Origin of the sequence: Pseudonocardia nantongensis, assembly GCF_046546495.1 — a bacterium.
GTDB lineage: Bacteria > Actinomycetota > Actinomycetes > Mycobacteriales > Pseudonocardiaceae > Pseudonocardia > Pseudonocardia nantongensis.
Genome location: NZ_JBKGXT010000012.1, coordinates 35548 through 62407 on the forward strand (window position 1 = coordinate 35548; position 26860 = coordinate 62407).

Consider the following 26860-nt stretch of genomic DNA (forward strand, 5'->3'; position numbering starts at 1 on the left):
AGGACGACCACATCCCGTGGAGCCTCGCCGATCGGTGACCGCCGGTCAGGCGAGTCGCTGCAGCGTGGCGCCGCCGTCGGTGGAGTGCTCGACGCCGTCGTCGGTCACGACCGTCAGTCGACCTCCGGGCTCGGCGCTGATCGCTTGCGGTGGGCTCGCGGTGCCGCCACGACGCTGCCAGGTCGCGCCCCGGTCGGTGCTGGCGTGCAGCGTTCCGTCCGGTCCGATCCCGTACACGGTGCCGTCGCCGGCCCACGCCAGGTAGGCCAGCAGCGGGCTCCCGGCGACGCTGGTGAAGGTGGCGCCGCCGTCACCGCTGGCCATGACCCCGTCCTCGGTGGTGGCCAGGATCCGGGCGCCGTCCCCGGAGGCCAGGGCGACGTCGAGGGCGGACAGCGGGGCGCGTTCCTGCCAGGTTCGACCGCTGTCGCTGCTGGTCATCAGCAGTCCCCGGGTGGCGTCGAGACCGACGACGCTGGTGCCGTCGGCGTCGAGGGCGTGGAAGTCGACCTCGCCGTGCAGGCTGACCGGCTCCCACGTCGCGCCGCCGTCGGTGCTGCGGACGAGCCCGACCGGGTTCGGTGTGCTGGTGTCCTGGGGGGCGGGGTGGCCGCTGGCGAGGAAGGTGCGCGGGCCGGCGACGGTGAAGCCCATCAGGTCCGGCCCACCGGTCTGCGGCGAGCCCTGGCGCGGGGCCAGTGTCCCCTCGGGGGTGAGGCCGAACAGACCGTGGTGGCCTGCGATGACCGTGCTGCCGTCGGCAGGGTCGACCCCGACCCCGTGCACGTGACCGACCGGCCCGAACAGGCCGGCGGTGGTGTCGGCAGCGGTGGGGGAGGTGGCCGGCTGAGCCGGTCCGCCACAGCCCGCCAGCAGTACGGCGATGCCTGCGGTGAGCAGCGCGTAGGCGGGGCGGGAGCGAGATCTGCGGGGCTTGGGGTTCGTGCGGCGTGCAGGACGTCTGTCGAGCATCAGCAGTGGTGGCTTTCTCTTCAGCCGGGGCGTGCTCCGGCAGCGCGGTGGGCTCGGCGGGCCGAGCCTTGAGCAGGATGTGGAGACCGTCGTGGCTGCGCGGTCATCGACCGTTGCCACATGCCGCGCGGCGGTCGGCAGCGGGCGTGCGGGCAGACAGCGCCCGCACCGCGCACCCGAGCAGGCAGCGCAGAACCGCACGGCCGGGTTCGGATGTGGCGGCCGCGATCACGGCGGACAGCGGAGCTCGGGCAGCGGGTCGACTCGCGCTCTTCGCCATCGGACGGCCTCCCTCGTCGATACGGGCGGGGGGTATATAACACCGAACGGTACATACCCCCCACCCGTATCGGCCAGAGGTGAGGGCGACCTGTCGGTGCCGGCTCACCCTGGCCGGGGGATAGTCAGCCGAGGAGCTCGCGCATCTCGGTGATCTCGGTTTCCTGGGCGTCGACGATCTGCTGGGCCAGTGCCTTCGCCTCGGGGTTGGTCCCGTTGGTGAGTTCGGTCTGGGCCATCTGCACCGCACCTTCGTGGTGGGCGATCATCATCTCGAGGAACATGCGGTCGAAGTCGGCGCCGTTGGCCTGCTCGAGCTGGCCCATCTGGTCGGGGTTCATCATCCCGGCCATGCCGCCGTGATCCATGCCACCCTGGCCCATACCGTTCTGGTCGGGGCCGTCGCCCATCGACTCGTGGTCCATCCCGGGCATGGCGCCGGGGGCGGGCGCGCCCCAGGCGGTGAGGAAGGCCTGCATCTGCGCGATCTCCGGGCCTTGCGCCTGCTCGATCTCGGTGGCGAGCCGGCGGACGTCGTCACTGCCGGCGCGGTCGGTGGCCAGCTTCGACATCTTCACGGCCTGCTGGTGGTGCGGGATCATGCCCTGGGCGAAGGCGATGTCGGCCTGGTTGTGCTCGGCCGAGACCGCGGCGCTGGGAGCGGCGGCGGCGCTGGTCGGGGCGGGTGCCGGGTTCGCGGGTGCGGCGCTGCCGGCGGGGTCCCCACCGCCGCAGGCGGCCAGGACGAGGGCAGCAGTCAGTGTCGTGGCCGCGGTGGCCACGTTGGTGATCTTCATGTGTGGTTCTGGCTCTCCGTGTCGGTGTGATCGGGCCGGATCCGGCGCTCTGTCGCGCCGGGGGCCGATCAGGTCCGCATCACGCAGAGCTGGGCGAGTCTTCGAGGGACGGGCGGTGGCCGCTGGGCCGGCATGCTGCGGGCCAGCTGGCGGGCCGGGGTGACCGAGACCGGGAGCGTCAGGCGCCCGAGGAACACCCACGCCGCAAGCAGCGCGAGCCCGACCGCGGCCAGCACCGCCAGGCACAGGTGCAGCAGGTGAGCGTCGTGCTCACCGTGGTCGGCCGGCATCGGGTCGTCGGTGGCTGCGGCCGACACCGGAGCAGACGGCGGCGTGGACGCGTCGGCTCGCAGGTCGGTGTGTCCGGCCACGGACGCGTCGACCGCAACCTGATGCCCGGTGTCCGTGGCGGGGAAAGCAGCCGGGGCGACGAGCGCGTGCATCCCGACGAGCCCGAGCAGGACAGGCAGGACCAGCAGCACCAGCCGCAGTCCGTGCCGCCTGTTGCCCATATCGGCCACGGTACCGGCGTGCCTGGGCGGCTCCTGCAGGCCGTGCGTGCTGTTCATGTCGGTGTCCCGACCACGGCCAGGACCACACCGGCGCCCACGCCCAGCAGCAACGACACCGCAGCGGTGCCGAGCGCCGTCCACCGCGCCCACGGACGCGACCGGGTCCCCGATCCCTCGTGGTCGACGGGGCCGGCGGTGCCGTCGTGGTCGTTGCCGGGGTCGGTGAAGACGGGTGCGATGGCGCGCAGGTAGTAGAACAGCGAGGCGACGGTGTTGAGCACGGCGAGCACGACCAGCCAGGCCAGGCCACCGTCGACGGCCGCGGTGAACACGACGAGCTTGCCGAACAACACGGCAGTCGGCGGGGTGCCGACCAGCCCGAGCAGCGCGATGACGAGGGCGATCGCGAGCAACGGGTCGCGGTGCGCCAGCCCGCGGTGCCCGTCGATGCTGCGCTGGGCGGTGGCGGCGACCACGGCGAAGGCGGCGATGTTGGTGACGGCGTAGCCGGCGAGGTAGAACAGCAGCGCAGGCTGGGCCAGCGGTGCGCGGCCGGCGACGGCGACGGCCATCAGCAGGTAGCCGACCTGGGACACGGTCGAGTAGCCGAGGAGGCGCAGTATCGAGGTCTGGGCGAAGGCGGCGAGGTTGGCCAGTGTCATGCTCGCCGCGGCGAGGATCGCGACGAGCAGCGGCCAGTCCACGACGTCGGCGGGGATGGCGGTGTCCAGGAGCCGGTAGGTGGCGACCAGGGCGCCGATCTTCGGCAGTGTGGTGATCACGGCGGCGACCGCGGGCGGGGTGCCGTCGGCGACGTCGGGCACCCAGAAGTGGGCCGGGACCGCGCCGGCCTTGAACGCCAGCCCGGCGAGCACGGCGACGAGCCCGACCGCCGCGGCGCCGCCCGGTCCCCGGGTGATCCCCTCGGCGACGCCCGCGTAGCCGGTCGCCCCGGCCACGCCGAACAGCAGGGTGCCCCCGGCCAGGGTGGTGACTCCGGCGAGCGCGCCGGCGAGGTAGTACTTCAGCGCCGCCTCGGTCGCGGTGCCACGCTTCGCCCAGCCGGCCAGGGCGTACAGCGGGACGCTGGCGAGCAGGAACGCCGCGAACAGCAGGACCAGATCGGCTGCCCCGCCGAGCAGCATCGAGCCCAGCGCGCCGAGCTGGACGAGCACCACGAACTCGGTCTCGCGGCGGTGCCCGGCGACGGTGTCGCCGCACAGCGCGAGCAGGGCCAGTGTCGTGACGAGCACGATCGCCCGGGTCGTGTGCGTGGCGGTGTCGAGGACGTAGGTCCCGAACACCACCTCGGGCGGCCGGGTCGCGGCGACGGCGGTGGCGACCAGCCCGACAGCGGCGACGAGTGCGGCCAGCACCCGGATGGTCCACTGGCGCCGGCGCGGGGTCCAGGCACCGAGCAGCAGCCCGGCGACCGCGCCGAGCAGCAGTGCGATCTCAGGGATCAGAGCGGTCGGGTCGCTGTGGACCATCATGTTCATGCGCTCACCGGGCGACCAGGTCATTGACGGTGCGGGCGGCCGGCTCGATCACCTCGAGCAGCGCCCGGGGCAGCAGACCGAGGACGGTGGCGAGCACCAGCAGCGGCGCGATCGCGAGCAGCTCCCGGACGCCGAGATCGGGGAACGGGCGCGGTGTGCCGGGCGCGTCCGGCACGCGGACCTCGCCGGGCAGCATCCGCCCCATGGCGACCAGGAACAGTGCCGCGGTGAGCAGGACACCGGTCACCGCGATGACCGTCGCGACCGGTACCGCGCCCAGGGCTCCGGTGAAGATCTGGAACTCGGCGATGAACCCGGAGAACCCGGGTAGCCCGAGTGAGGCGAACGCGGCGACGGCGAACAGCCCGGCGAAGCGGGGGGTGCGGGTCGCGAGCCCGCCGTAGGCGGTCATGTCGTAGGTGCGGCCGCGCTCGTGCAGCGATCCGGCCAGCAGGAACAGCGCCGCGGTGATCAACCCGTGGCTGACCATCTGGTAGGTCGCGCCCGCGGTGGCCAGCGTGCGGGCCTGCTCGCCGCTGCCGGCGACCAGCCCGGCCGCGCCGAGGCCGAGCAGGACGTAGCCCATGTGGTTGACCGAGGTGTAGGCGATCATGCGTTTGAGGTCGGTCTGGGCGAGTGCGACCAGCGCGCCCCAGAGCACCGAGACCACCCCGGCCACGACGGCGACCAGCGCGAACTGCCGCCAGCTCGCGGGCAGCAGGGGCATCGCGATCCGGACGAAGCCGTAGGTGCCCATCTTCAGCAGGATCCCGGCCAGGATCGCCGACCCGGCCGCGGGTGCCTCGGTGTGTGCGGGCGGCAGCCAGGTGTGGAACGGGAACAGCGGGGTCTTGACCGCCAGGCCGATCCCGATCACCAGCAGGGTCAGCCCGGCGTAGGCGCCGCCGCCGGCGAGCGGATTCTGCTCGGCCAGGGCCGGGATGTCGAAGGTGACCCGCGGTCCGGCCAGGGCGAGCAGGATGAACCCGAGCAGCAGCGCGAGTGACCCCAGGAAGGTGTAGAGGAAGAACGTCAGCGCGGCCCGCCGCGCCGGCGCGCCGGTGCCCCACCCGGCGATCACGAAGTACATGAACACGATCGACAGGTCGAAGAACAGGAAGAACAGGATCAGGTCGAGCGCGACGAACAGGCCCGCGCTGACCGCCTGCAACGCCAGGAACAGCAGCACGAAGCCCTTCGGGCGGGCGATGCCGCGCAGCGTGTAGACCGCCGTCGCGGTGAACAGCACCGCGGTCAGCGCCAGCAGCGGCAGAGATAGGCCGTCGACGCCGAGGTGATAGGAGATCCCGGCGCTGGGAATCCACGCGAGCCGCTCCACCGAGCCGTAGCCGGTGTCGGGCAGGCCGGCCCAGACCACGGCGACGAGCCCGAGCTGCACCAGCCCGGTCGCGACCCAGGCACCGGCGAACACCCGGGTGCCGGCACGGGCCGGCACCACCGACAGCGCGACCGCGACCAGGGCGGGCAGGAACACGATCAGCGACAGCAACGGGTCACCCCACAACGAGGACGAGGACGGCCAGCGCGGCGAGCAGGGCGAACCCCACCGATGCCTGCGCGTAGTACTGGTGCAGCTGCCCGGTCTGCGGGCGCCGGGCGGCCCGGCCGAGCGCGCGGGCGCCGTCGGCGATCCCGGACACGGCACGGTCGACACCGCGCTCGCCGTGCGCGGTGACCAGCGTGGCCAGCCGGGCGGTGGCGCGTGCCGCGCCGGCGGGGACGCGAGCGAGGCCGTGATCGTCGACCCGGGCCAGTGCCCCGGCCAGGACCAGCACCGGCCGGGCGAGACCGCGCTGGGCGAGCCACTCCAGGTCGATCCAGCGCACCAACAGCCCCGGGGCCGGAACCCGCTCGGCGTAGTGCCGGGCCACCAGGACGCCGATCCCGGCGAGCACGGCGGAGGCCGCGAGCTCCGAGGCCTGCGGGGCCGGCTGCGGGCGCAACGGCGCCGGCCCCAGCGCCGGCAGCCCGGCCACCGCGGCGGCGACGGCGAGCACGACGGTCGTCGCCACCGCCGGGACGGGCAGGCGAGCCGGCCCGCTGCCGGTGACCGGGCCGGCGGTGGGGCGCCAGACCAACCACAGGGCCCGTCCGGCGTAGAACGCCGCGGTCCACCCGGCGACCAGCCCGGCCACGTACAACACCGGCGAGACCGCCGGTGTCGCGGCCAGCACGGCGTCCTTGCCGACCCACAACCCGAACGGCGGCAGGCCGGCCAGCGCGAGTGCCCCGACGGTGAACGCGGCCCCGACCACCCGGTGGCGGTGTGCGGCGCCCCGCAGGCCACCGGTGAGGCTGCGGCTGCCGAGGGTGGCCAGCCACAGGCCGGCGACCAGGAACAGCAGGCTCTTCGCGGCGGCGTGCGCCACGGTCTGCAGCGCCCCGGCCTGCGTCGCGGCGGTCCCGGCGGCCAGCACGATGAACCCGATCTGCGAGCAGGTGGACGCCGCGAGCAGCTGCTTGAGGTCGTCCTGGACCGCGGCGACCAGGCCCAGCACCAGCGCCGTGGCCACACCCACCCACGCCACGAGCGGCGCCGCCCAACCGGTGGCCTCCAGCGCCGGGGCGATCCGCAGCAGCAGGTAGCCACCGGCGGCGACCATCGTCGCCGAGTGCAGCAACGCCGAGGTGGGGCTCGGCCCGTGCATCGCCCCGGACAGCCAGAAGGACAGCGGCAGCTGCGCGGACTTCCCGAGCGCGGCCAGCACGACGCCCGCGACCGCGAGGTGCAGCCAGCCGCCGTGCAGGCCGGGAAGCTCGGCGAGCGCCATCGCACCCGCGCCACCGGCCAGCACCGCGCCCGCGGCGACATACAGCCCGAGGTCCGCGGCGCGGGTGGTCAGGAACGCGACCGTCCCGGCACGGCCGGCCGCCCGGTCGTCGAGCCGGTAGCCGATCAGCGCCCAGCTCATCGCGCCCATGACCTCCCAGGCCATCAGCAGCACCGGCAGCGTCGTAGCGGTGACGGTCGCCAGCATCGCCCCGGCGAAGATCAGCATCAGGCCGTGGAACCGGCCGGTCCGCAGGTCCGGCTCGGCCGCGGCGACGACGAGCGCGGCGAGCAGCACCGCGGCGACCAGCACGACCAGCACCGCCGACAACCCGTCCACCGCGAACCCGGCCCGCACACCGGCCAGCAACGCCACCTCCGACGCCGGCCGGGTCACCGCGGCGGCCACCGCGACCGCGAGGGTGACCGCGGCCGTCGCGACCCCGGCCGCGGTGGCGCCGCGGGTGGGGCGGGCGATGAGCAGCACCGCCCCGGCCACGGTGGGCAGACCGATGAGGAGGGCGAGGAGCAGGGCACCGGGCACGGCTCAGCCCTCCAGCTCGGCGGCCGAGTCGGTCATGTCGACGCGCTTGGCCCGGTAGATCGCCGTGACCACGGCGAAGCCCATCGCCATCTCGATCGCCATCGCGGTCACCACCGCCACCACGATCACCTGGCCGTCGGAGGCGGCCGGGGCGAGGAAGTACCAGAACGCGGCCGCGGCCAGGATGATCCCGTTGATCATCAGCTCGAGGCCCATCATCAGCATGACGATCGACTGCTGGGTGAGCGCGCCGAACAACCCGATGCAGAACAGTGCGGCGGCCACCAGCAGGAACGCCTCGAGGATCATCGACCGACTCCTCCGCCGGCCGGGTCGTCGGCGCGCTCGGCGTCGTGGTCGTCGCCGAGCCGGTCGTAGCGCCCGCGCCCGGTGGCCAGGACCACCGTGGCCACGATGGTGGCGAACAGCGTCACGCCGAGGGTCATCATCGTCAGCATGTGCGGCCCCATCAGGGCCTCGCCCAGCGCGACGGTCGGGTCCGGTGCCGGCGCACCGCGGCGCTGCGGCCAGTCCACGACGAGGATCCCCGCGGCCAGCCCGGCGAAGACGACACCGCAGATGGCCGCCGCGCCGCGGGTGTTGTGGAACATCGACATCGGCATCAGCCCGGCCGGGTTCATCATGAACATGACCATGAACACGGCCATGATCACCATCTCGATGATCATCATGAGGATGATGACGACGCCGAGGTAGGCCAGCCCGGTCATCAGTACCATCGCGGCGACCGCGAGAAAGGAGACCAGCAGGCAGAACGTCGCGCGCGCCATCGAGTCGACGACGAACACCAGCACGCCGGAGGAGATCGCCAGCAGCGCCAGCAGGCCGAACACGGCGAAAGCCATCTACATCCCTCCCCGGGCCAGCACGACGAGCGCGACGACGAGCGCCTGCACGATCGTCAGCGGCACGAGCACGACCCACGAGATCTCCGCCCAGCGGTCCATCCGGATCGTCGGAAACCGGTGGCGCAGCCAGACCAACACCGCCAGCACCGCGGCGGTCTTGAGCCCCACCCATACCCAGGCGGGCAGCCACGGCCCGTGGCCGCCGCCGAGGAACAACGGGACCGCCATCGCCGCAGCGGCCACGAGCAACAGCCGGCGCCCGGCCGCGAACAGCAACCGGTCCACACCGGACAGCTCCGCCGCCGCGCCCCCGGCGGTGTCCCGGGCGACCGGGGCGTCGAACGGCCCCCAGAACGCCATCGCGGCCGCACTGAGCAGGTAGACGACGAACGCCGCCGGCATCAGCACGACGAACCACAGGCCGGCCTGGGCCTCGACGATGTCGGTGATCCGCAAACTCCCCGCCGCCAGGGCCGCGGTGATGATCGCGAACATGTGCGGGAGCTCGTAGGACAGCCCCTGGGCCACGAACCGGTACCCGCCGACCAGCGACAACGCCCCGTTGGGGCCCCAGCCCACCAGCCACACAGCCGCCCAGGCCACGACCTCCATCGCGTTGAACCAGACGACACCGACCGACAGGTCGGCAAGCGGGCGCTCGCCCAGCGGGACGACGGCCGCCGCCAGCACCGCGGCGACGACCAACGACACGATCCCCGCCCACCGCAGCAACCCGTCGGCAGCCAGCGTCGTGCGCCGCTGCCCGATCACCAGCCGCGCCGCCGCGCGGACCGGCTCAACCACCGCAGCCCGAACCCCGGCCCGCCCACCGGCAGCCCGGGCGCCCACCGCGACGTCGAGGACGGCGACGAACCACACCGCCACGACCATCCCCGCCGGGAGCAGCAGGATCGCCGGGCTCATCGTTGCTCCTCACCGGGGCCGGGGACCGCGGTGGCGGCCACGACCCCGTCGACGTCCGGATCCAGCGCCGCGATCAGCAGCCGTGCCGCGGCGAACTCAGCGCCGGCCAGGCGTGCCCCGAGGGCGGCGGGGCCCGGGCGTACCGGGTCGTCGACCGGTGTCCCGGCAGCGCGAGCCTCGATCCGGACGAGGCGCTGCTCGAGCAGGTCCGCGACGTCGATGCCGGCACCTGATGCCGTGCCGCGCAGCATCAGCCGCAGCACCCTCGATCGGCGGACCGTCCGGACCAGACGCGCGAGATCGGCCACGGGTTCGCCGCGGCGCAGGCGGTCGCGCAGCACGCGGGCGCGGGTGGCCGGGCCGTGCCAGCCGGCGATGGCCAGGATCCGTGCGAGCGCGTCCAGGTCGCGCACCGCGGCCGATACCGGCGCCGGGGCCGGCGGGCGGGGCTGGACGGCGTCGAGCACACGTGCGGTGGCCGAGGCGATGACGTCGCCCTGCAGCTCGACGTCGACGACCAGCCCGGCCGGCCACTCCGGGAGTACCGGCCCCAGCGGCAGGTGCAGGACATCGAGCGCGAGGCCGTCGCGGTCGTCGGCGACGTCGGCCATGCCCAGCCCACCGGGCAGCGGCATGTCCATGTGGTGATGGTCGTGTCCTCCACCGTGCCCACCGTTGTGTTCACCGTGCGCGCCGTGGTCGGGCTCGTCAGCGACGCCGGAGTCGTCGGGGGTGTGCTGCTGGCCGGTGTGGTCGCCGTGGTGGTCGTGGTCGGTGTGCTCGCCGGGCCCGCCCGCGGCTGCCTCGCCGTAGTCGTGCCCGCTGTGTTCGTGTCCGTGCGCGGCATCGTCGGCTCCCCGGTCGTCGGCGAGATCGGCGGCGGCCGCGGCGGCTTCGCGTCGTGCGTGTCGCGCGTCCGCGAGCCGCACGGGGATCGTCGCGAGCGTGTCCTCCAACTCTGCCGGCGTGGCGTCGTCGGCCAGCTCGACGCGCACTCGTGGCGCGGGGATCTGCCGCCACAGACCTTCGACGACCTCGCGTAGTTCCGGCCCTGCGCGTCCGGCCACGACCAGCACGTCGGCGTCCGCCGGACCGGTCGCCTCCGGCCAGCCACGTAGCCGCACCGCCTCGTCGACGTCCAGGTGCACCTGCGGGTAACCGGCGACTCCGACGATCAGGACGTGCGGAACGCGCGCGGTGAAGCGCAGCAGAGCGGCGGTCAGGTCCATCGCAGCGCTCCTTCGCGCCACGCATACAGGACCCCGGCGAGCAGGATGGCCAGGAACAGGAACATCTCCACGACCGCGGTCGTCCCCATCGTCGCGACCACGACCGTCCACGGGTACATGAAGATCATTTCCATGTCGAAAGCCAGGAAGATCATCGTCACCGTGTACCAGCGGACGTGAAACCGCGAGACCGCGTGCTCGACCGGTGGCAGGCCCCCCAGGTGCGGGAGCCGACCCCCCGCAGCCGGGCCGACCGCGACCAGTCGGGATACCCCGACCACTGCCGCCACGAGGATCAGTACCACGCCGGTAAGGATCGCCAGCGGAACGAACTCCCCCACCCCGGCCCCCTCCTGATCGGCCGCAACGGGCGCATACCGTACCCCCGCAATGCATCCGACGCGAGCCGAGTCACGCCTCTGCCTGATACCCCCCGGGGGTGTAAGAAGCGAATACCCCCTTAGGGTATCGACGCTCGGAGGAATCATGACCCGACTCGGGTGCGACCGCTGCCTCGACGTCCACGAGGCGGCCGCACGAGCAATGGGCGTCACTGAAGCCGACATCGAACTGGCGCGCTCCGGTACGGCAGTCACCGCGGCCGACACCGCAGCCGTCGAATTCGGACTGCTGTGCTACATGCGGCCGAGGGGCATGACTGACGCCCGGACGGACGAGCTGCACGCGTGCGGTTTCAGCGATCGAGAGATCGCCGACATCGTCGTGGTGGTGACCCTCAACGTGTTCACCGGGACGTTCAACCTGGTGAGCGGCCTCTCGCGGCCGACCATTGATGCCGCTACCCCCTAGGGGTATCGTTGGTGACGATCTCGAGGAGGTAGAGCGATGCAACACGGATACGCCGCCAACAAGGACGCGCACGCCAAGCGGATGCGTCGGATCGAGGGGCAGGTCCGCGGGATCAGCAAGATGATCGAGTCGGACAAGTACTGCATCGACATCCTCACCCAGGTCTCGGCGGTCAATAAGGCACTCGAGGCCGTCGCGCTCGGCCTGCTCGACGAGCACCTCAAGCACTGCGTCGCCGACGCCGCCGGTGAGGGTGGCGCGGTCGCCGACGAGAAGATCCAGGAAGCCAGCGCCGCGATCGCGCGCCTGGTCCGTTCCTGACCCCAGGCCCCGAAGACCCGGAAACCGGAGCGGCGAGCCCGTCTCCGGTGACCGGAGCCTGCCCGCATCCGACGCGCGGGCCGTCACGAGGAGGTACCCCGTCATGAGCATCGCCACCTACACCGTGTCCGGTATGACCTGCGGTCACTGCGTCAGTTCGGTCACCGAGGAGATCAGCGAGGTCGCCAGCGTGACCGACGTGTCGGTGGACCTGCCCACCGGCGCGGTCACTGTCACCAGCGACGGCGAGATCTCCGCCGACGTAGTCCGCGCGGCCGTGCAGGAAGCCGGCTACGAGCTCACCTCTGGGGGCCTAGAGCCCCGATCGTCTGTCCGCCACCCGGTACGGGTCACGGCCTCGCTACTGCGCGACGGTCGTCCACCCGCATCGGGTCCTGCCGAAGGACTTCCACGATGAAGACCGCAGCACGACTGTCCGCCTACGGTGCGGCCGTCGTCCTCTTCGGTGCCGGCGCTTTCGCGACCGGCATGACCGTCGCCCCGACTGACCACCTGCGCCCCACCGCCCACAGCGGCCCCGCCGGTTCCGGTGCCGGGCATGGAGCAGCACCGGCCGCGAGCCCGGCGCCGCAGACGCAGCCCGCCGGGCACGGCGACGACCACCGCGAGGGAGGCCACTGATGACCACCACGACTGCGCAGCCGGACCGGCACGGCACGACCCAGGAGATCGAACTCGCCATCGGCGGCATGACCTGCGCCTCCTGCGCCAACCGGGTCGAACGCAAGCTCAACAAGCTCGACGGCGTCACCGCCACCGTCAACTACGCCACCGAGAAGGCCCGCGTCCACGCGCCCGCGGGCATCAACACCGACGAGCTCGTCAGCACCGTCGCATCCGCCGGCTACTCGGCGACCCTTCCGTTCGTCGACCAGGCCGGCGACCGGACCGAGGACGACGACGATCGTGCCGACGACGAGCTGCGCGCCCTGCGCGAGCGGCTGATCGTCTCCGCCGTGCTCGCCGTGCCGGTGATCGCCCTGTCGATGATCCCGGCGCTGCAGTTCACCCACTGGCAGTGGCTCTCACTCGTGCTCACCGCACCGGTGTGGGCCTGGGCGGGCGCCCCGTTCCACCGGGCCACCTGGACCAACCTGCGCCACGGCGCGGCCACCATGGACACCCTCATCTCGATGGGCACGACCGCGGCCATGGCCTGGTCGGTCTATGCACTGTTCTTCGGCACCGCCGGGACCCCCGGGATGGTGCACCCGTTCGAGCTGACCGTGGCGCCCACCGACGGCGCCGGGAACATCTACCTCGAGGTCGTCGCCGGGGTCATCACCTTCATCCTCGCCGGCCGCTACTTCGAGCAGCGCTCCAAGCGGCGCGCCGGCGCCGCCCTGCGCGCCCTGCTCGAACTCGGTGCGAAGGACGTCGCGGTGCAGCGCGGCGGCGCCGAGACCCGGATCCCGGTCTCCGAACTCGTGGTCGGCGACCGGTTCGTCGTCAAGCCCGGTGAGAAGATCGCCACCGACGGCACTGTCGTCGAGGGACGGTCCGCGGTCGATGCCTCCATGCTCACCGGCGAGTCCGTGCCGGTCGAGGTCACCGTCGGCGACACCGTCGTCGGCGCGACCGTGAATGCCGGCGGACGGCTGGTCGTCGAGGCCACCCGGGTCGGCTCCGACACCCAGCTCGCCCAGATGGCGAAACTGGTCGAGGACGCCCAGAACGGCAAGGCCGCCGTCCAGCGCCTCGCCGACCGCATCTCCGGGGTGTTCGTCCCGATCGTCATCGTGATCGCCGCGGTGACCCTCGGGTTCTGGCTCGGCGCCGGCGTCGGCGCGACCGCGGCGTTCACCGCCGCCGTCGCCGTCCTGATCATCGCCTGCCCGTGCGCACTGGGCCTGGCCACCCCGACCGCGCTGCTGGTCGGCACCGGCCGCGGCGCCCAGATGGGCATCCTGATCAAGGGTCCGGAGGTGCTCGAATCCACCCGCCGGGTCGACACCGTGGTACTGGACAAGACCGGCACCGTCACCACCGGCACGATGACCCTGGCCGGCATTCACACCGCCGACGGCGTCGACGAGACCACCGCACTGCGCCTCGCCGGCGCGCTGGAGACCGCCTCCGAACACCCCATCGCCGCCGCCATCGCCACCGGCGCCACCGAACGCACCGGTGACCTACCCCGCGTCGAGGAGTTCACCAACCACGAAGGCCTCGGCGTCCACGGGGTCGTCGACGGTCACGCCGTCCTCGTCGGCCGACCCCGGCTGCTCGAGCAGTGGTCGGTCCCCCTCACCGCGGAACTCGCCGACGCCGCCGCGGACGAGGCCGCGAAGGGCCGCACCACCGTGGCCGTCGCCTGGGACGGCCAGGCCCGCGCCGTGCTCGTCGTGGCCGACACGATCAAGGCCACCTCCGCCGAGGCGATCGCCGAGTTCCGCCGCCTCGGGCTCACCCCCGTCCTACTCACCGGCGACAACCAGGCCGTCGCCGACACCGTCGCCGCCGAAGTCGGCATCGAACCCGGCCCGAACACCGTCATCGCCGAGGTCATGCCCGCCGACAAGCTGGCCGTGATCGAACGACTGCAGGAGCAGGGCCGGACAGTCGCGATGGTCGGCGACGGCGTCAACGACGCCGCCGCCCTCGCCCGGGCCGACCTCGGGCTGGCCATGGGCACCGGCACCGACGTCGCCATCGAAGCCTCCGACATCACCCTGGTCCGCGGCGACCTGCGCGCCGCCGCCGACGCGGTCCGGCTCTCCCGCCGCACCCTGGCCACGATCAAGACCAACCTGTTCTGGGCCTTCGCCTACAACACCGCCGCCCTTCCCCTGGCCGCGGTGGGCCTGCTCAACCCGATGATCGCCGGCGCGGCGATGGCATTCAGCTCCGTCTTCGTCGTCGGCAACAGCCTGCGACTGCGCCGCTTCCGAGGACACGCGGCCTGACGACCGCACCTGCACAGCGCCGCTCTCCACCATGGAGGGCGGCGCTGTCGTGTACAGCTCCTCGTGGAGGAGCACTCCCTGGTCCGGACCCGTCGTGGCCCCGTCCCGAGGGGGGCGGGCGGGGACACGACGGCGGGCCGCCGAGTAGCCCATCGCAACAGTAACGACCCGTGTCAAACCGGGCACGCATAGTCAGTGACTGTTTTGAGCTGCGGACACGCGGCGAACGGTGCCGCGGGATGCGGGGTCCTGGCTACGAAGAAGCTGATGTGAACGACGGCCGAACGACAGTGCCTGTGCCTGGCGTACTTGGCGCCTCAGCGTGCGCCGGACCGGGTGGCTCGGAGCTGTGCCGCCGGTCTTGCGCCGCGGCGGGTAATCGCCTGGTGCAGCGTGTCAGTCGACGGCTACTCCTCAGGCCCCGACGGGCCCGGCCCACGACACTTGGCTACACAAGCATGCGCTCAACCATGACACCGCCGAGCACTTCGAAGGCATCTGGCGCGGCTGCTCGTCCGCGCTAGTCGGGAAGAACAACTACCTGGGCTTTCACTCCGTCTGGCTGACCATCACCCGAGACCCCACCACCGACTCCCGGACCCGTGCGCTCGGCGAGTGGCTCGACAAGGTCGACAAGGCCGTCGTCTCAACGACACTCACCGAGACCCCGTGGTCGAACTCCCGGATCTTCAACGACGCCCGCACTGCGGTCAACACCCTCCGGGCCGAGGAGGGTACGAACGTCCTCGTCATGAACAGCGCCACGCTCATCCAGTCGCTGCTCCACGAGGACCTGGTCGACGACCTCCGACTCGCCGTTGTGCCGGTCATGCTCGGTGGAGGCCTGCGGCTCCTTCCCGATGATGCTGCTGGCGCCTGGGGGCTCGCCTCGACGACGATCCTGCCGCACGGCGCGGTCTCGCTGCACTACAGGCGGGAGCAATGACCGAATCGGCCTCGCAGCTCAGCGCCGCCGGAGGCGGCGCCCTTGATGCCGAAGGGAGGCTCTAAACACAGCGCGCTGATGCGACAGTGTCGTGTCCCGGCTGATGCTTGACGTTCCGGTCTCACCTGATGCTTGACGTTCGGGCCTGATCGGCTTTCCTACTCGTTGTCCTTGCTGGACAGCGTGGGTGGGGAGGCCGGGATTGGCCCTGGTGGACATGACCGTGGTCGAGCAGCGCTACCGCGCCGTGCTGGCCGTCGAGCAAGGTGAACCGCGCTATCAGGTCGCGGCCCAGTTCGGCGTCTCACGCCAGACCCTGCACACCTGGATCGCCCGCTACCGCGCCGACGGCCTGGCCGGTCTGGCCTCGCGGTCACGCCGCCCGGACGCCTGCCCCCATCAGGCCAGCGAGGCGGTGGAGGTAGCGGTCTGCGAGATGCGCCGCGGGAACCCCCGCTGGGGACCACGGCGCATCGCCCACGAGCTCGGCTTCCGCTTCGGGGAGCAGGCCCCGTCGCGAAGCACGGTCGCGCGGATCCTGCACCGCAATGGCCTGGTCGAACCCCGGCGCAGGCGCAAGCTGCGCTCGGACTACCGCCGCTGGGAACGCCCGGAGCCGATGCAGCTGTGGCAGCTCGACATCGTCGGCGGCATCCACGTCCGCAGCCCGGACGGGACGGTCACCGAGGCGAAGATCGTGACCGGGGTCGATGATCACTCCCGCTTCGCCGTGATCGCCACGGTGATGGTCCGAGCGACCGGCCGGGCGGTCTGCCTCGCCTTCGCCGAGGCGCTGCGCCGCTACGGCATCCCCGACGAAGTGCTGACCGACAACGGCAAGCAGTTCACCGCCCGCTTCGGCCGCGGCGGCGAAGTCCTGTTCGACCGGATCTGCCGCGACAACGCCATCACCCACCGCCTCACCCAGCCCGCCACCCCGACCACGACCGGGAAAGTGGAGCGGTTCCACCAGACCCTGCGCCGGGAACTGCTCGACCACGCCGAACCCTTCGACTCGCTGCTGGCGGCGCAGGCGGCGCTGGACTCCTGGATCAGCGACTACAACTGCGCGCGTCCGCACCAGGCGATCGAGATGGCCTGCCCGGTCGACCGCTTCGCTCCCAGCCAGCACCAGCGCGGCGACGAAGAGCTGCTCCCGCTTCGGCTGCCCGCACGACTGACCACCGCCCCCGCTCCCGGCGACGAGACCGGTCCTGACCCGGCCGACGAGCCGACCACCGAGGTCGAGGCCTATCGGGGTGGGCCAGTGGAGTTCGAGCGGGTCGTCCCCGCCTCGGGGAACCTCGCGGTGCTGGGCAAACAGTTCTGGCTCGGCCCGCACCGCGCCGGGATCACGGTCACGTTCTGGGCCGACAACCAGGTCATCCACCTCACCGCCGGCCGGGCCCGAATCAAGACCGTCCGCTCGCCCTACACCGACAACCAGCTCGCCACCCTCGCCGCGACCGGAGGCCGCCCCGCCGGGCCCTCCCCGCTACCACCGGTCGAACCCGACGGCACCGCGATCGAGGTCGACCGCACCGTCTCCCGTCAAGGCCTGATCAGCGTCGGTGGGTGCTGGAACCTCGCTGCGGAGATCCTCGGCGGACGCCGGGTCACCATCCGCATCGACGACCACGTCCTGCTGATCTTCGACCCCGACACCCGCGAGCTGCTGCGCACACGGCCGAACCCGCTGACCTACGACCAGGCCCGCCACCTGCGCGGCGCCCGACCGGCCGGGCCCCCACCACGCCCGTCGGTCGAGCCGGTCACCGTCACCCGCCGGGTCTCTGCCACCGGCACGATCATGATCGCCCGACAGTTGATCGCGCTGGGCCGCGAGCAGGCCCGCACCGTGGTCACCGCCCACGTCGCCGAGCACACGATCACCGTCGACCTCATCGACGGCGCCCAACGCACCTACAGCCGCACCACGACCGGCGCGATCCGTAATCTCAAGGCCCAGACAGACCGCACAGTTTCCTAGCCCGAACGTCAACCATCACCCGGGACAGGAACGTCAAGCATCAGGTGAGACCCGACAGCGCTGATGCGACAGCGCTGCTGCGCTGCGGTGACTGTGCTTCGGCGACGTCGGTCCGTGGCGTGGTCTGACCCCGCTGACGGAGAACGTCGGGCGGTCAGCGGGGCCCGACAGTCAGCGCCGCATCAGCACAAACACTCCCCAACCGAGGTGTGAGCGCTGGTAGAGCAGGTGCTTACGCGGGGAGGAGTCGAGTTCTGTCCGGAACTCGTCGTAGAGATCGTCATCAGGGTGGGCGTCAAGCCACCGTCGGATCGACAACCATTGCGAGGCCGCGTAGCGATCCCAACTGCAATGCCACTTAGTTAAGCTCGCTCCTGCGTAGCTGTGTGGCGCAGTAACTCCCGTGCGGCGGTGCCAGTGCTGCACGGTCGGCACACGTCTCTCACGCCTAAAGTATTCCCATCCTGGCCGCCTCGCGCCCTTCGTTGCCACGGCCTGTCGTTCTTTTTCCACAGACACAATCACGATCGCTACTATTCGGCCAGTTCGCCCCCGGCGTGTCGAGTCGAGAATGGCGGGAATGAACGGCCTGCCGTCGTATCATTCAGGCATGTCGAGTGACACCCCTGGTGTGCGGCCGTTAAATGGGAAGCTGACCGATCATGTTTCGGTCGGAGTTCTCACCCGGATCGTACCGCGATCGGTGGTTGACGAAGTGCTGGCCGAAACGGGGCGGGTACAGAAACGGACGCGGTCGCTACCCGCTCATGTCGTCGTGTACTTCGTGCTCGCACTGGCGTTGTTCACCGACGGCTACGAAGAAGTAGTCCGAAAACTCGTGCATGGATTACGGTTCGCGCGAGTCTGGAGTCGAGACTGGGCAGTACCCACGACAGGAGCATTGTCGCAAGCCCGGCACCGATTGGGCGCCGAGCCGATGCAGGCCCTGTTCGACCGCGTCGCCGTACCGTTAGCCCGAGCGGGGACACCGGGTGCGTGGCTGCGGGGTTGGCGACTCATGGCGATCGACGGTGTGATGATCGACCTGCCAGACACCGAGGCGAACCTGGCGGACTACGGCAAGCCCGAAGGGGGAACCCGGCGACCGTTCCCACAGCTGCGCGCGGTCGGCCTGAGCGAATGCGGCACCCACGCTCTGGTCGCCGCCGAACTTGGCACGATCTACCAGGGCGAACGCGAGCTCGCCGGCCCGCTGCGCGACCGGGTCACCCCGGAAATGCTGCTCATCGCCGATCGCGGTTTTCACAGCTACGAGCTCTGGCGGGAGTACCTGGCCACCGGCGCGGCGCTGCTCTGGCGCGCCTGGTCAACAATCACTCTTGAGCCGACGACGGTCCTCGACGACGGCTCCTACCTCGCCGAGATCAGCAACAAGGCCTCCCGTTCCAGTGCCACCCGCATCCCGCTGGCCTCGGTCCCGAACAGCCCGCACCTGGCCAGCCACATCACCGTTCGAATCATCGAGTATCAGATCGAAGGGCACACCGATTCGGAGGGAAAGTCCGAAACCTTCCGGCTGATCACCTCGATCCTCGACCCCGAGCAGGCCAACGCCGTTGAACTCGCCAACGCCTACCATCAACGATGGGAAATTGAATCATCGTTCCGCGAACTGGAAATTCAGTTGCTTGGCGGGTGCGGACTTCGCTCAAAAACCCCTGAACTCGTGCGCCAGGAGATGTGGGGTCTGCTCATCTCCCACTACGCGGTACGCGCATTCATGGCCGAGGCCGCTGACACCGTCGACCTCGACCCCGACCGACTATCGTTCACCCGAACCTTGAACATAGTCCGCCGACAGGTCGCCGACCCGCCGGCATTTTCCCCCCACCGCTCAACGCCAGAACCGTGAACGAGCCATCGCCGAAACGATCGAGCGCCAGAACGTCCGCCGCTATCGAACCTACCCACGAGTCGCCAAGAAGGGTAATCGTCACAGCTTCCCTACAAAGAAGCCCGAACATCGGCAACATCACTACAATCCACGACCAGCGATCCTGAAGCCTGATGTCACCCAGCTAGCCTAACTAAGTGGCATTGATCCCAACTGTCCTCGTCCGCCATTACCACCTCGACTACGTCGTACCCGAGGCTGGCGAAGTGGTCGAGCAGGTGTGACAGCTCGGCGAAGCTGTCGGGAGACTCCGCGTGGCAGGCCGCCAGGGCTTCCTGGCTCTGCGGGCGCAGCTTCCAGTACGGCGCGCCGAGCAAGAGGACGCCGCCGGGGCGGACGCTGCGTTCCAGTAGGGCCAGTGTTCCCGTGACCGCGTCCTGCCATCCCGGTCCGCCACCGATCCAGCTGGCGCCGACGCAGGACGCTACGTCGACGCTGGAGTCCAGGACAAACCCCGCGGCATCGTCGTGGCGGAAGGCGACCTGCTGTTCCACACCCAGTTCTCGGGCGCGGGCGTCGGCATCGGCGATGAAGGCGCTGCTGACATCGACGCCCGATCCCGTGTGGCCGAAGTCCCGGGCCCAGGTGCACAGCATCTCGCCTTTGCCGCACGCGAGATCGAGGATGCTCGCTCCTCTGGACAGGCGCAAAACCTCCCCGAGACTGTGCAGTTTGTGCTCGTCGAACGGATTGACGATCCGCGATTCGGCTTCGCGAATAGTGAAACTACGAGGTAGATCCATGTCTGTTGTGCTGCCTCACGTCTACGGGGTTCATGAAGGACGTGTGATCGACAGAAGTCGATCGAGACAGCACGGTCATGGGTTGCCAACTCCACTCAGCGGACGGACCGACTCCACTCAGCGGACGGACCGAGGCGGCGCGACACTAGCGGCAGCACATCGGGTCAGTCGACCGCGTTAACCTTGCGCCAGGCGCTGCCACCGGTCCGGTAGACCTCCGGACGCCACGCGACAAGCTCAACTCCGTCGCGGGCGCGTGAGGCAGGGTTGTCGGCGAGGGCGGGGATCACCTGACCAGACCGCACCGTTGCGGCCGGGTTGCGCTGCTGGGGGTGAGCCCGGCGGGCGTGGAAGCGCCGCAGGACCGCGCCGTGGGTCAGGCGGGGTCGTCGAGTTCGTGCCAGCGGTGGGCGGCGTCGCGGTCGAGGCGGGTGAGGCGGTGAAACCAGCCCGGCTGTCGGCCGGTCGTGTGCCCGGGCAGCGGGGGTCCGGACCGCTCGTCCCCGATCGCTGCGGACGGTCGGGGCAGCAGCCGCTCGACCGTGGCCGCGGCGCGTAGCGTGAGCCCGGGCGCCAGCGCGTGTGCCCGCACTCCGATCTTTGCCGCCGGCGTGAGGCTCACCTCCGGCCGGCCGCGCAATGTGGCCGCGATCAGCCGACGGGCGGCTCGCTCGGCGTCCATTGACAGCAGGGGTGTGCTCGCGGCGAGAGTGAACCAGCGGCGCTCCGCCGCCCAGTCGCCGGTGAACAGGGCGTTGCGCGTCGATCCGGTCCGCATCAGCCCAGGGACGGCCACGGTGACCCCGATGCCGAGCCGGGCGGCCTCCACCCGCAGCCCCTCGGCGTAGCCGACGGCGGCGTGCTTGGCTGCGGCGTAGGGCAGCAGGTGCGGGGTCGGCAGCTTCCCGCCGATGGAGGTCACCGCGAGCACCCGGCCGCGCCGGCGCTGCAGCAGTGGCAGCGCGGCGTTCACCGTGTGCAGGACCCCCCAGAACATGACGTCCATCGCCTGCGCGTAGTCCTCGGCCCGCATCTGGGTCGCGGGCCCGACCTGGATCACGCCGGCGTTGGTCACCAGCAGGTCGAGCTGGCCGAAACGGCGCTCGGTCTCTTCGACGAGCCGCTGCGCGTCCGCGGCGTCGCCGACGTCGGCCTCGACGGCCAGGACGTCGGTGCCCCGCCGGGTCAGGTCGTCGCGAGCCGCCGCCATACTGTCCCCGCTGCGGGCGCAGATCACCACGTCGTATCCGCGGTCACCGAGCTCGCGGGCGAGCAGGAAACCCAGACCGCGGCTGGCCCCGGTGACCAGCGCGACCGGCCGGGACACCGCCTGGCCCCCGGCGTCGGCCTGCCGGTCGTCTGAGGGACCGCGCCCGGGCGCGTGGCCCGTGCTGTCGTGCGGATCGGTCATGCCCCCGGGGTGCCCGCCCGCTTAGCTGTTGTGACCCCGGAGGTTGTTGACGGCGGCGTGTCGCCTTGATCGGGGAGAGCCTCCGGTGCGGGTGGGTGTGTCTGACGCACTCGCCCGCAACACCGGAGGCCCTCGATGGCGCACCGTAATGCCCGTCTGACCCCGTATGCCCGCCGCCTGCTGGTCGAACGGTTCCTGGCTGGGTGGCCGGCCGCTCGCATCGCCGAGCAACTCGGGATCTCGCGGGCCACGGTCTACAAGTGGATCCGCCGCCACCGCGGCGAGGGCTGGGCCGGGTTGGCCGATCGATCCTCGCGACCTCGTCGCAGCCCGACCCGCACCAGTACGACGGTGGAGACCCAGGTGCTGGCGTTGCGACGCACTCGTCACCGGGGGCCGGTGTTCCTGGCCGGGGAGCTCGGGCTCGTGGCCTCGACCGTGGGCCGGATCCTGGCCCGGCACAACGTCCCCGCGTTGTCGGCGACCGACCCGATCACCGGGGTCGCGGTCCGCCGTCGGCGAGGTGGGCGCCGCTACGAGCGCTCGCGGCCCGGCGAGCTACTCCACATCGACGTGAAGAAACTCGGACGGATCCCCGACGGCGGCGGGTGGCGCCTGCTCGGCCGCGGTGCCACGGTCGCTCACCGGCACAAGAAGACCCCGACCGGCTACGACTTCCTCCATGTCGCCGTCGATGACCACTCCCGGGTGGCCTACATCGAGGCCCTGCCCGACGAACGCGACCCCACCTGCGCACAGTTCCTGCACCGCGCCGCGACCTGGTTTCACCAGCACGGGATCCGCATCGAACGAGTCCTGACTGACAACGCCATGGCCTACCGGCACGGCGGGACCTGGACCGCGGTCTGCGCCGGCCTCGGAATCCGTCGCCGGTTCACCCGTCCTGGATGCCCCTGGACGAACGGCAAGGCCGAGCGGCTCAACCGCACCCTGCTCACCGAGTTCGCCTACGCCCGCCCCTGGACCAGCAACGCCGACCGCCTCGCCGCACTCGACGAATGGACCCGGCACTACAACACTGAACGAGCCCACTCCGCACTCGGCGGCCGACCACCAGCCAGCCGACTCGCCCTGTCGACAACGTGATGGGTCACGACACTTAGCAGATATGCGCGGCGATATCACGCCGGTCAGCTGCAGGACCAGCACTCACAGCCACTCAAGATCGCAAGGGAGGGGCCGGATGTGTGTGGGGTCGCCGGGACAGTGCCCGGACTGCCCGCCGCTGGCCCGGGTGTTCGGCCGATACGTTCCGGGAAGGCTCGCGGGACAACCAGTCTTGTAGCGACCCCGCACGAAGTAGCCCCAGCGCAGGCCGGCACGCCCGCCCGATACCGCACCACGGCGGGGATGGCTGCGGTCCCGCATGTGCTTGCAGGACTCTGCGGAGTTGTGGTCTCTACCTCGGGGGCGGTGCCGCTGCCGACCGCTGCACCGGCTCCCACCGCCTACCACGACCGTGTCGAGGCCCGCACCCTCGGGCAGGGGGTCGACAGACGGCCTCCAATTCAACGAGCAGAACGTCAGCCGCCTCTGATCGGCCCCCGCACCTGACTACGGGCTACAACACATACCGCCCGATCTGCACGCCGGTGAGCTCGTGGGCATGTCCGGGTCGTGGCCAGCACCAATGTGGCCGCGGCCAGACCCGCCGCTGTCGACCAGCACGGGAGCACACGGGTCGGGCGGGGACAACCTCCCCGTTGCGGCGTCGCGCGGGGAGCAGGCCCGCAACCGGGAAGGCGCCAAATGCGTCGAGGCCGGTCCAGCAGCGCGACTACCGCCGCACGACCCGGGGCGGGTGAACCAGCTTGGGCGGCTACCGGCACCGCGACTTCGACACCCGCACCGGCACCCTGGACGTCGCGATCCCCAAGCTGAACTCCGGATCGTACTTCCCGGACCCAACCCCGCTTTCATCCAGCGGCGCAGGGACGAGTGAACACGGGTCGGTCCGTCCAGGCCTCGTTCTGCCCGTCCCGGTGCACATGCATGCGGTCGACCTGGCAGAGGTCGCCCGACGAGGATCGCAGCCACTGCCGCCCGGCCGAGTCAGAGATGTGGAGGGCGGGGGTTTCACCGAACGGGATAGCGGTCACGACGTCGCTCCCGCCAGGCCACAGGGTCCGCCCGACACGGACCGGGTGCGTGAGTCGCAGCGACACGTGAGGGCGCAGCCAGGCCCGTCGCCACGAACGCGTCGCATGAAGATCGATCGACCCGTCGAGCGCCGTCACCCGGACCGGTTCGTTGCCATGATTCGTCACATACAGCGCCGCCTTGTCTCCACCACTGTCGACCGAAGCGCTCCGAAGGGCGACATTTCCCGCTTGGGCTCGACGGCGGTCGACCGACCGCCGCCAGTAGGCGAAGACTCCGGCCAACGCACCAGTAGCACCCGCGACTCCGACAATCCGCGCACGCTCAGTAACGATCTTGAGCAAGGTTGAACCCATCCGGCGGAGCGTAAAGGTTACTGTTGGGTATCAATCCGGGTGTGACTCGGACCTCCGTGAACTTTCAGCGACCTGGCCGTCGGTAGGCGACCCATCGGTGGCTTGCCCGGCGCCGCTGGTTTGGTTCCGCTCCTGCGTGCCCGGTCGTGGCCTGAAACTGGCCGAGCGCAGCGACGTGCCCGAGTTCGTCGAGTACCTGCGCCAGACACCGAAGCCGCAGCGACTCCGTCCACGCCCAGGAACCCCGGCGCCCGGCTCGGTCAACCCGGCCACCGGCATGACGGTGCCCGGCCGCCACAACACGGTCCGCACGATCAATCACCAGCTCAGCGTGTTGTACGGGTTCTACGAGCACGCTTGTAGTGCAGGCTCGGGCCCGCTGATCAATCCGGTGCCGGCCCAGCGGGCACTGGTCCGGACCCATTCGCGGGCCTGTCGAGCAGCCGTTCGTAACCGGAATGCACCTGGGGTCCCGGGCACGGGGTAGGTCAAGGTCGCAGCGGTTGGGAAATCAGCCGCTGCGTCCGCCCGCCGGGCACCGGCTCAGTGAGCGGCCGGTCTCGGCAGATCACCGGCGGCGACGATGGCGTCGGCGAGATCGCGGATCTTGCGGTTGAGGCGCTGGGAACCATCCGACAGGAACGCGAACGCCTCGAAGTGGTCGCCGTGCAGATGCGACAGCAACACAGCGTCAAGCGGCAGCAGGCCATCGATGTCGACGGCGGCGTCAGCACGCCGGCGCGAGGACAGGCCTCAGCCGAGCCGGGCGCGCTGCCCGCGGTGCAGGAAGTTGGGGTCGGTCAGAAACCGGAAGCGACCCAGCCGCAGCACCGTGGTCGCGGTCCCGACGAACGTCAACGAGGGGTCCACCGCGACCGGCTACCCCGGGAGGGCCATCCTCACACGGCACCGGATCCGGGCCGCTCCGGCCGGAAGCCGTCGGGCACCGCGGTATCGAGGAACCGGCGCAGCTCCTCCACCTCGAGCGTGCCGTGGCGATGGCCAGGTCGAGCCTCCTGCTGCGCAGGTGGACACGCACGCATGGCGCAGGTCGTAGGGCATCGCCGCGAGTGGCGATGCGGCTACCTCGGCCCTCTGTCAGCCTTCGGTGAGTCACCGATCTGGACCTGATCAATGTCCCCGAGGGTGGGGAAGGGAGACTGCCCGCGATGACGATGACCGTGACGCCGAGCGCGTCGATCCCGCAGACTGGCCGGGTGGCCGAGGAACCGGATCCGGTGGTGTCCGAGCGGGCGCCACGGCGCAACGCCGGCTCGTCCGCGTGCACCGTGCGGTATGCCCTCGCCCAGCACGGGAGGCACGACGCATGACCGACACTGCACCGCACGACCCGATCACCGCCGCCGGGGAACCGACCGCGGTCGCGCTGACCGACCAGGTGGTCGTGGTCAGCGGAGGGGGCCGCGGCCTCGGCGCCGCCATCAGCCGAGCCTTCCTCGACCAGGGAGCCCGCGTCGCGATCGGCTATTACCGCAGCCGTGACACCGCCGAAGTGCTCGCCGCCGAGTACCCCGGCCGCGGATTCGCAGTACCGCTCGACGTCACCGCCCCGGACCAGGTACGACAGGGCGTCAACACCGCCTCCGAGCATTTCGGCGAGCCCATCACCACGGTGGTCAACAACGCCCTGGTCGATTTCGCCTTCGCCAGCGACGCACGACCGAAGGCCCACGAACTCGACCCAGCCCGACTCACCTCCCAGTTCACCGGGTCGGTGTACGGTCCGCTGTTCTTGATCCAGGCGGCGATGCCGGGAATGACCGGACGCGGGTTCGGTCGCATCGTCAACATCGGCAGCAACCTGGTGCAGCACCCGGTCGTGCCCTACCACGACTACACCGCGGCCAAGGCCGCCCTGCTCGCGCTGACCCGCACCTTCGCCCACGACCTCGGGCCGTCCGGCGTCACCGTCAACATGGTCTCCGGCGGTCTGCTGCGCACCACCGACGCCAGCGCCGCCACTCCCGAAGCGGTCTTCGACACCATCGCCGAAGGCACACCGCTCGGTCACGTCACCACCCCCGCCGAACTCGCCGACGCCGTGCTCTTCTTCGCCTCCCCCTGGGCACGGGCAGTGACCGGGCAGAACCTGATCGTCGACGGCGGCCTGGTGAAAGGCTGACCAGGAGCCGGCAGCCATGGCTCACCGCAACCTGTTCATCCGCGGCTGCGGACATCACAGCGCGGCCTGGGGCTCACCCGGTCCGACGGTCGAGCGACTCGGCGACAGCAGCTACTACGAGAGGGTCGCCCGCACCGCCGAGCGTAGCTTGCTCGATGCGGTCTATTCGCCGACGGGCGCTCGATCGGCGGCACCTCGGTCGCCGACGGCCCGAACTGGCACCTCGAACCACGCACGGTGGTGGCGCTGGCCCGCGCCACCACCGGATCGGGGTCGTCAGCACCTTCTACACGCCGCATCAGACCGCACAAAATGTTCTACCGACTGTTGACCATCGTATGTTGTGGCGCTACCAAACCGCTGCCTAGCGTCATCCTGAGGCAACCGCTTACAGACGACGAAAGGGACGGCGTGAACAGCCTAGATGCGACTATTCATGAGCAGATCCGCAACGCTCTGGTGGACGATCTGGTACTGAATACATTCGGCATTGACCATCGCACCGTCCGCGACGATCTACCGGACGGTGAGCGCGGACTCCTAGTCGTATGGTCCGAGGAGTGGTTCGGATCAGCCAGCGGACTACTGGGCACGGTAACCATCGAACCGCGCCGGGTCGACGACACCTGCCGAAGGGTCATTCTCGATCGTGTCGAGGTGGTTCTGGCGAACCTGAGCTCACACGGACCTGTTCAACGCGTTCGCCGATCGACAGAGCGGTCCAACGAGTTCGACGTGCTCGGCCACCCCAATCTCTGAAC

The 26860-nt window shown here is 70.8% G+C and carries 24 protein-coding genes and 2 pseudogenes; 12 read left to right on the forward strand and 14 right to left on the reverse strand.

Translation table 11 applies throughout. The annotated features are described in order from the left end of the window. Nucleotides 1-45: 45 nt before the first annotated feature. The 11 genes from ACLFMI_RS14455 to ACLFMI_RS14505 form a co-directional block, all read right to left on the reverse strand. Nucleotides 46-972 carry a F510_1955 family glycosylhydrolase gene (locus ACLFMI_RS14455; RefSeq protein ID WP_410948360.1) on the reverse strand — a complete coding sequence of 309 codons (927 nt, stop codon included), beginning with the start codon at nucleotides 970-972 and terminating at the stop codon, nucleotides 46-48. A gap of 404 nt (nucleotides 973-1376) precedes the next feature. After that, nucleotides 1377-2048, reverse strand: coding sequence for a DUF305 domain-containing protein (locus ACLFMI_RS14460; protein WP_410948361.1), 672 nt, complete (start codon nucleotides 2046-2048; stop codon nucleotides 1377-1379). A gap of 68 nt (nucleotides 2049-2116) precedes the next feature. Then, on the reverse strand, nucleotides 2117-2617 hold the full coding sequence (locus ACLFMI_RS14465) for a DUF6153 family protein (protein ID WP_410948362.1): 501 nt from the start codon (nucleotides 2615-2617) through the stop codon (nucleotides 2117-2119). Next, a complete protein-coding gene (locus ACLFMI_RS14470; protein WP_410948363.1) occupies nucleotides 2614-4059 on the reverse strand; it encodes an NADH-quinone oxidoreductase subunit N in 1446 nt (481 codons plus the stop codon). Before ACLFMI_RS14470 ends, ACLFMI_RS14465 begins: the two co-directional genes overlap by 4 nt. Before the next feature lie 4 nt (nucleotides 4060-4063). Then, nucleotides 4064-5569: a complex I subunit 4 family protein gene (locus ACLFMI_RS14475; protein WP_410948364.1), complete on the reverse strand. Its 1506-nt coding sequence runs from the start codon at nucleotides 5567-5569 to the stop codon at nucleotides 4064-4066. 4 nt (nucleotides 5570-5573) lie between these two features. Further along, entirely contained in the window at nucleotides 5574-7394 is a 1821-nt protein-coding gene (locus ACLFMI_RS14480; RefSeq protein ID WP_410948365.1) for a proton-conducting transporter transmembrane domain-containing protein, read from the reverse strand. A gap of 3 nt (nucleotides 7395-7397) precedes the next feature. Further along, the gene (nuoK, locus tag ACLFMI_RS14485) at nucleotides 7398-7703 is read right to left on the reverse strand and encodes an NADH-quinone oxidoreductase subunit NuoK (RefSeq protein ID WP_410948366.1); all 306 of its coding nucleotides are present in this window, start codon (nucleotides 7701-7703) and stop codon (nucleotides 7398-7400) included. Then, entirely contained in the window at nucleotides 7700-8260 is a 561-nt protein-coding gene (locus tag ACLFMI_RS14490) for an NADH-quinone oxidoreductase subunit J (RefSeq protein WP_410948367.1), read from the reverse strand. The genes nuoK and ACLFMI_RS14490 overlap by 4 nt, the downstream gene beginning before the upstream one ends. Next, nucleotides 8261-9187, reverse strand: a complete 927-nt coding sequence (locus ACLFMI_RS14495) for a complex I subunit 1 family protein (RefSeq protein ID WP_410948368.1) — start codon at nucleotides 9185-9187, stop codon at nucleotides 8261-8263. It abuts the gene before it with no gap. After that, nucleotides 9184-10416: a hypothetical protein gene (locus ACLFMI_RS14500; RefSeq protein WP_410948369.1), complete on the reverse strand. Its 1233-nt coding sequence runs from the start codon at nucleotides 10414-10416 to the stop codon at nucleotides 9184-9186. Before ACLFMI_RS14500 ends, ACLFMI_RS14495 begins: the two co-directional genes overlap by 4 nt. Beyond that, the gene (locus tag ACLFMI_RS14505) at nucleotides 10407-10757 is read right to left on the reverse strand and encodes an NADH-quinone oxidoreductase subunit A (RefSeq protein WP_410948370.1); all 351 of its coding nucleotides are present in this window, start codon (nucleotides 10755-10757) and stop codon (nucleotides 10407-10409) included. The genes ACLFMI_RS14500 and ACLFMI_RS14505 overlap by 10 nt, the downstream gene beginning before the upstream one ends. A 145-nt stretch (nucleotides 10758-10902) precedes the next feature. On the opposite strand from ACLFMI_RS14505, the gene ACLFMI_RS14510 reads away from it, so the two are divergent. From ACLFMI_RS14510 to ACLFMI_RS14545, 8 genes and pseudogenes are all read left to right on the forward strand, one after another. Continuing rightward, nucleotides 10903-11226, forward strand: coding sequence for a carboxymuconolactone decarboxylase family protein (locus tag ACLFMI_RS14510; RefSeq protein ID WP_410948371.1), 324 nt, complete (start codon nucleotides 10903-10905; stop codon nucleotides 11224-11226). 36 nt (nucleotides 11227-11262) lie between these two features. Beyond that, complete coding sequence (locus ACLFMI_RS14515; RefSeq protein ID WP_410948372.1) at nucleotides 11263-11547, forward strand: metal-sensitive transcriptional regulator; 285 nt, start codon at nucleotides 11263-11265, stop codon at nucleotides 11545-11547. A gap of 103 nt (nucleotides 11548-11650) precedes the next feature. Next, nucleotides 11651-11854: pseudogene (locus ACLFMI_RS14520) on the forward strand (heavy-metal-associated domain-containing protein); the annotation flags it as partial. A 107-nt stretch (nucleotides 11855-11961) separates the two neighbouring features. After that, nucleotides 11962-12189, forward strand: a complete 228-nt coding sequence (locus ACLFMI_RS14525) for a hypothetical protein (RefSeq protein WP_410948373.1) — start codon at nucleotides 11962-11964, stop codon at nucleotides 12187-12189. Further along, nucleotides 12189-14474 carry a heavy metal translocating P-type ATPase gene (locus ACLFMI_RS14530; protein ID WP_410948374.1) on the forward strand — a complete coding sequence of 762 codons (2286 nt, stop codon included), beginning with the start codon at nucleotides 12189-12191 and terminating at the stop codon, nucleotides 14472-14474. Before ACLFMI_RS14525 ends, ACLFMI_RS14530 begins: the two co-directional genes overlap by 1 nt. A gap of 568 nt (nucleotides 14475-15042) precedes the next feature. Continuing rightward, a complete protein-coding gene (locus ACLFMI_RS14535; protein WP_410948497.1) occupies nucleotides 15043-15420 on the forward strand; it encodes a dihydrofolate reductase family protein in 378 nt (125 codons plus the stop codon). A 211-nt stretch (nucleotides 15421-15631) separates the two neighbouring features. Beyond that, complete coding sequence (locus ACLFMI_RS14540; RefSeq protein WP_410948498.1) at nucleotides 15632-17410, forward strand: IS481 family transposase; 1779 nt, start codon at nucleotides 15632-15634, stop codon at nucleotides 17408-17410. 610 nt (nucleotides 17411-18020) lie between these two features. Further along, a complete protein-coding gene (locus tag ACLFMI_RS14545) occupies nucleotides 18021-19283 on the forward strand; it encodes an IS4 family transposase (RefSeq protein WP_410948375.1) in 1263 nt (420 codons plus the stop codon). A 158-nt stretch (nucleotides 19284-19441) separates the two neighbouring features. Here ACLFMI_RS14545 and ACLFMI_RS14550 read toward each other — a convergent pair whose 3' ends face one another. After that, nucleotides 19442-20068: an SAM-dependent methyltransferase gene (locus ACLFMI_RS14550; protein WP_410948376.1), complete on the reverse strand. Its 627-nt coding sequence runs from the start codon at nucleotides 20066-20068 to the stop codon at nucleotides 19442-19444. Between the two features lie 376 nt (nucleotides 20069-20444). Continuing rightward, entirely contained in the window at nucleotides 20445-21479 is a 1035-nt protein-coding gene (locus tag ACLFMI_RS14555; RefSeq protein WP_410948377.1) for an SDR family NAD(P)-dependent oxidoreductase, read from the reverse strand. Nucleotides 21480-21614: 135 nt separating this feature from the next. Between ACLFMI_RS14555 and ACLFMI_RS14560 the strand changes: the two genes are divergently transcribed. Together ACLFMI_RS14560 and ACLFMI_RS14565 are read left to right on the forward strand one after the other, a co-directional pair. Then, complete coding sequence (locus ACLFMI_RS14560) at nucleotides 21615-22586, forward strand: IS481 family transposase (RefSeq protein ID WP_410948378.1); 972 nt, start codon at nucleotides 21615-21617, stop codon at nucleotides 22584-22586. Between the two features lie 719 nt (nucleotides 22587-23305). Beyond that, nucleotides 23306-23404: pseudogene (locus ACLFMI_RS14565) on the forward strand (transposase); the annotation flags it as partial. 1095 nt (nucleotides 23405-24499) lie between these two features. Here ACLFMI_RS14565 and ACLFMI_RS14570 read toward each other — a convergent pair. Next, entirely contained in the window at nucleotides 24500-24640 is a 141-nt protein-coding gene (locus ACLFMI_RS14570) for a hypothetical protein (protein WP_410948379.1), read from the reverse strand. Nucleotides 24641-25238: 598 nt separating this feature from the next. On the opposite strand from ACLFMI_RS14570, the gene ACLFMI_RS14575 reads away from it, so the two are divergent. After that, on the forward strand, nucleotides 25239-26099 hold the full coding sequence (locus ACLFMI_RS14575) for a 3-oxoacyl-ACP reductase (protein ID WP_410948380.1): 861 nt from the start codon (nucleotides 25239-25241) through the stop codon (nucleotides 26097-26099). A gap of 237 nt (nucleotides 26100-26336) precedes the next feature. Then, nucleotides 26337-26858, forward strand: coding sequence for a hypothetical protein (locus ACLFMI_RS14580; RefSeq protein WP_410948381.1), 522 nt, complete (start codon nucleotides 26337-26339; stop codon nucleotides 26856-26858). Nucleotides 26859-26860: the final 2 nt, after the last annotated feature.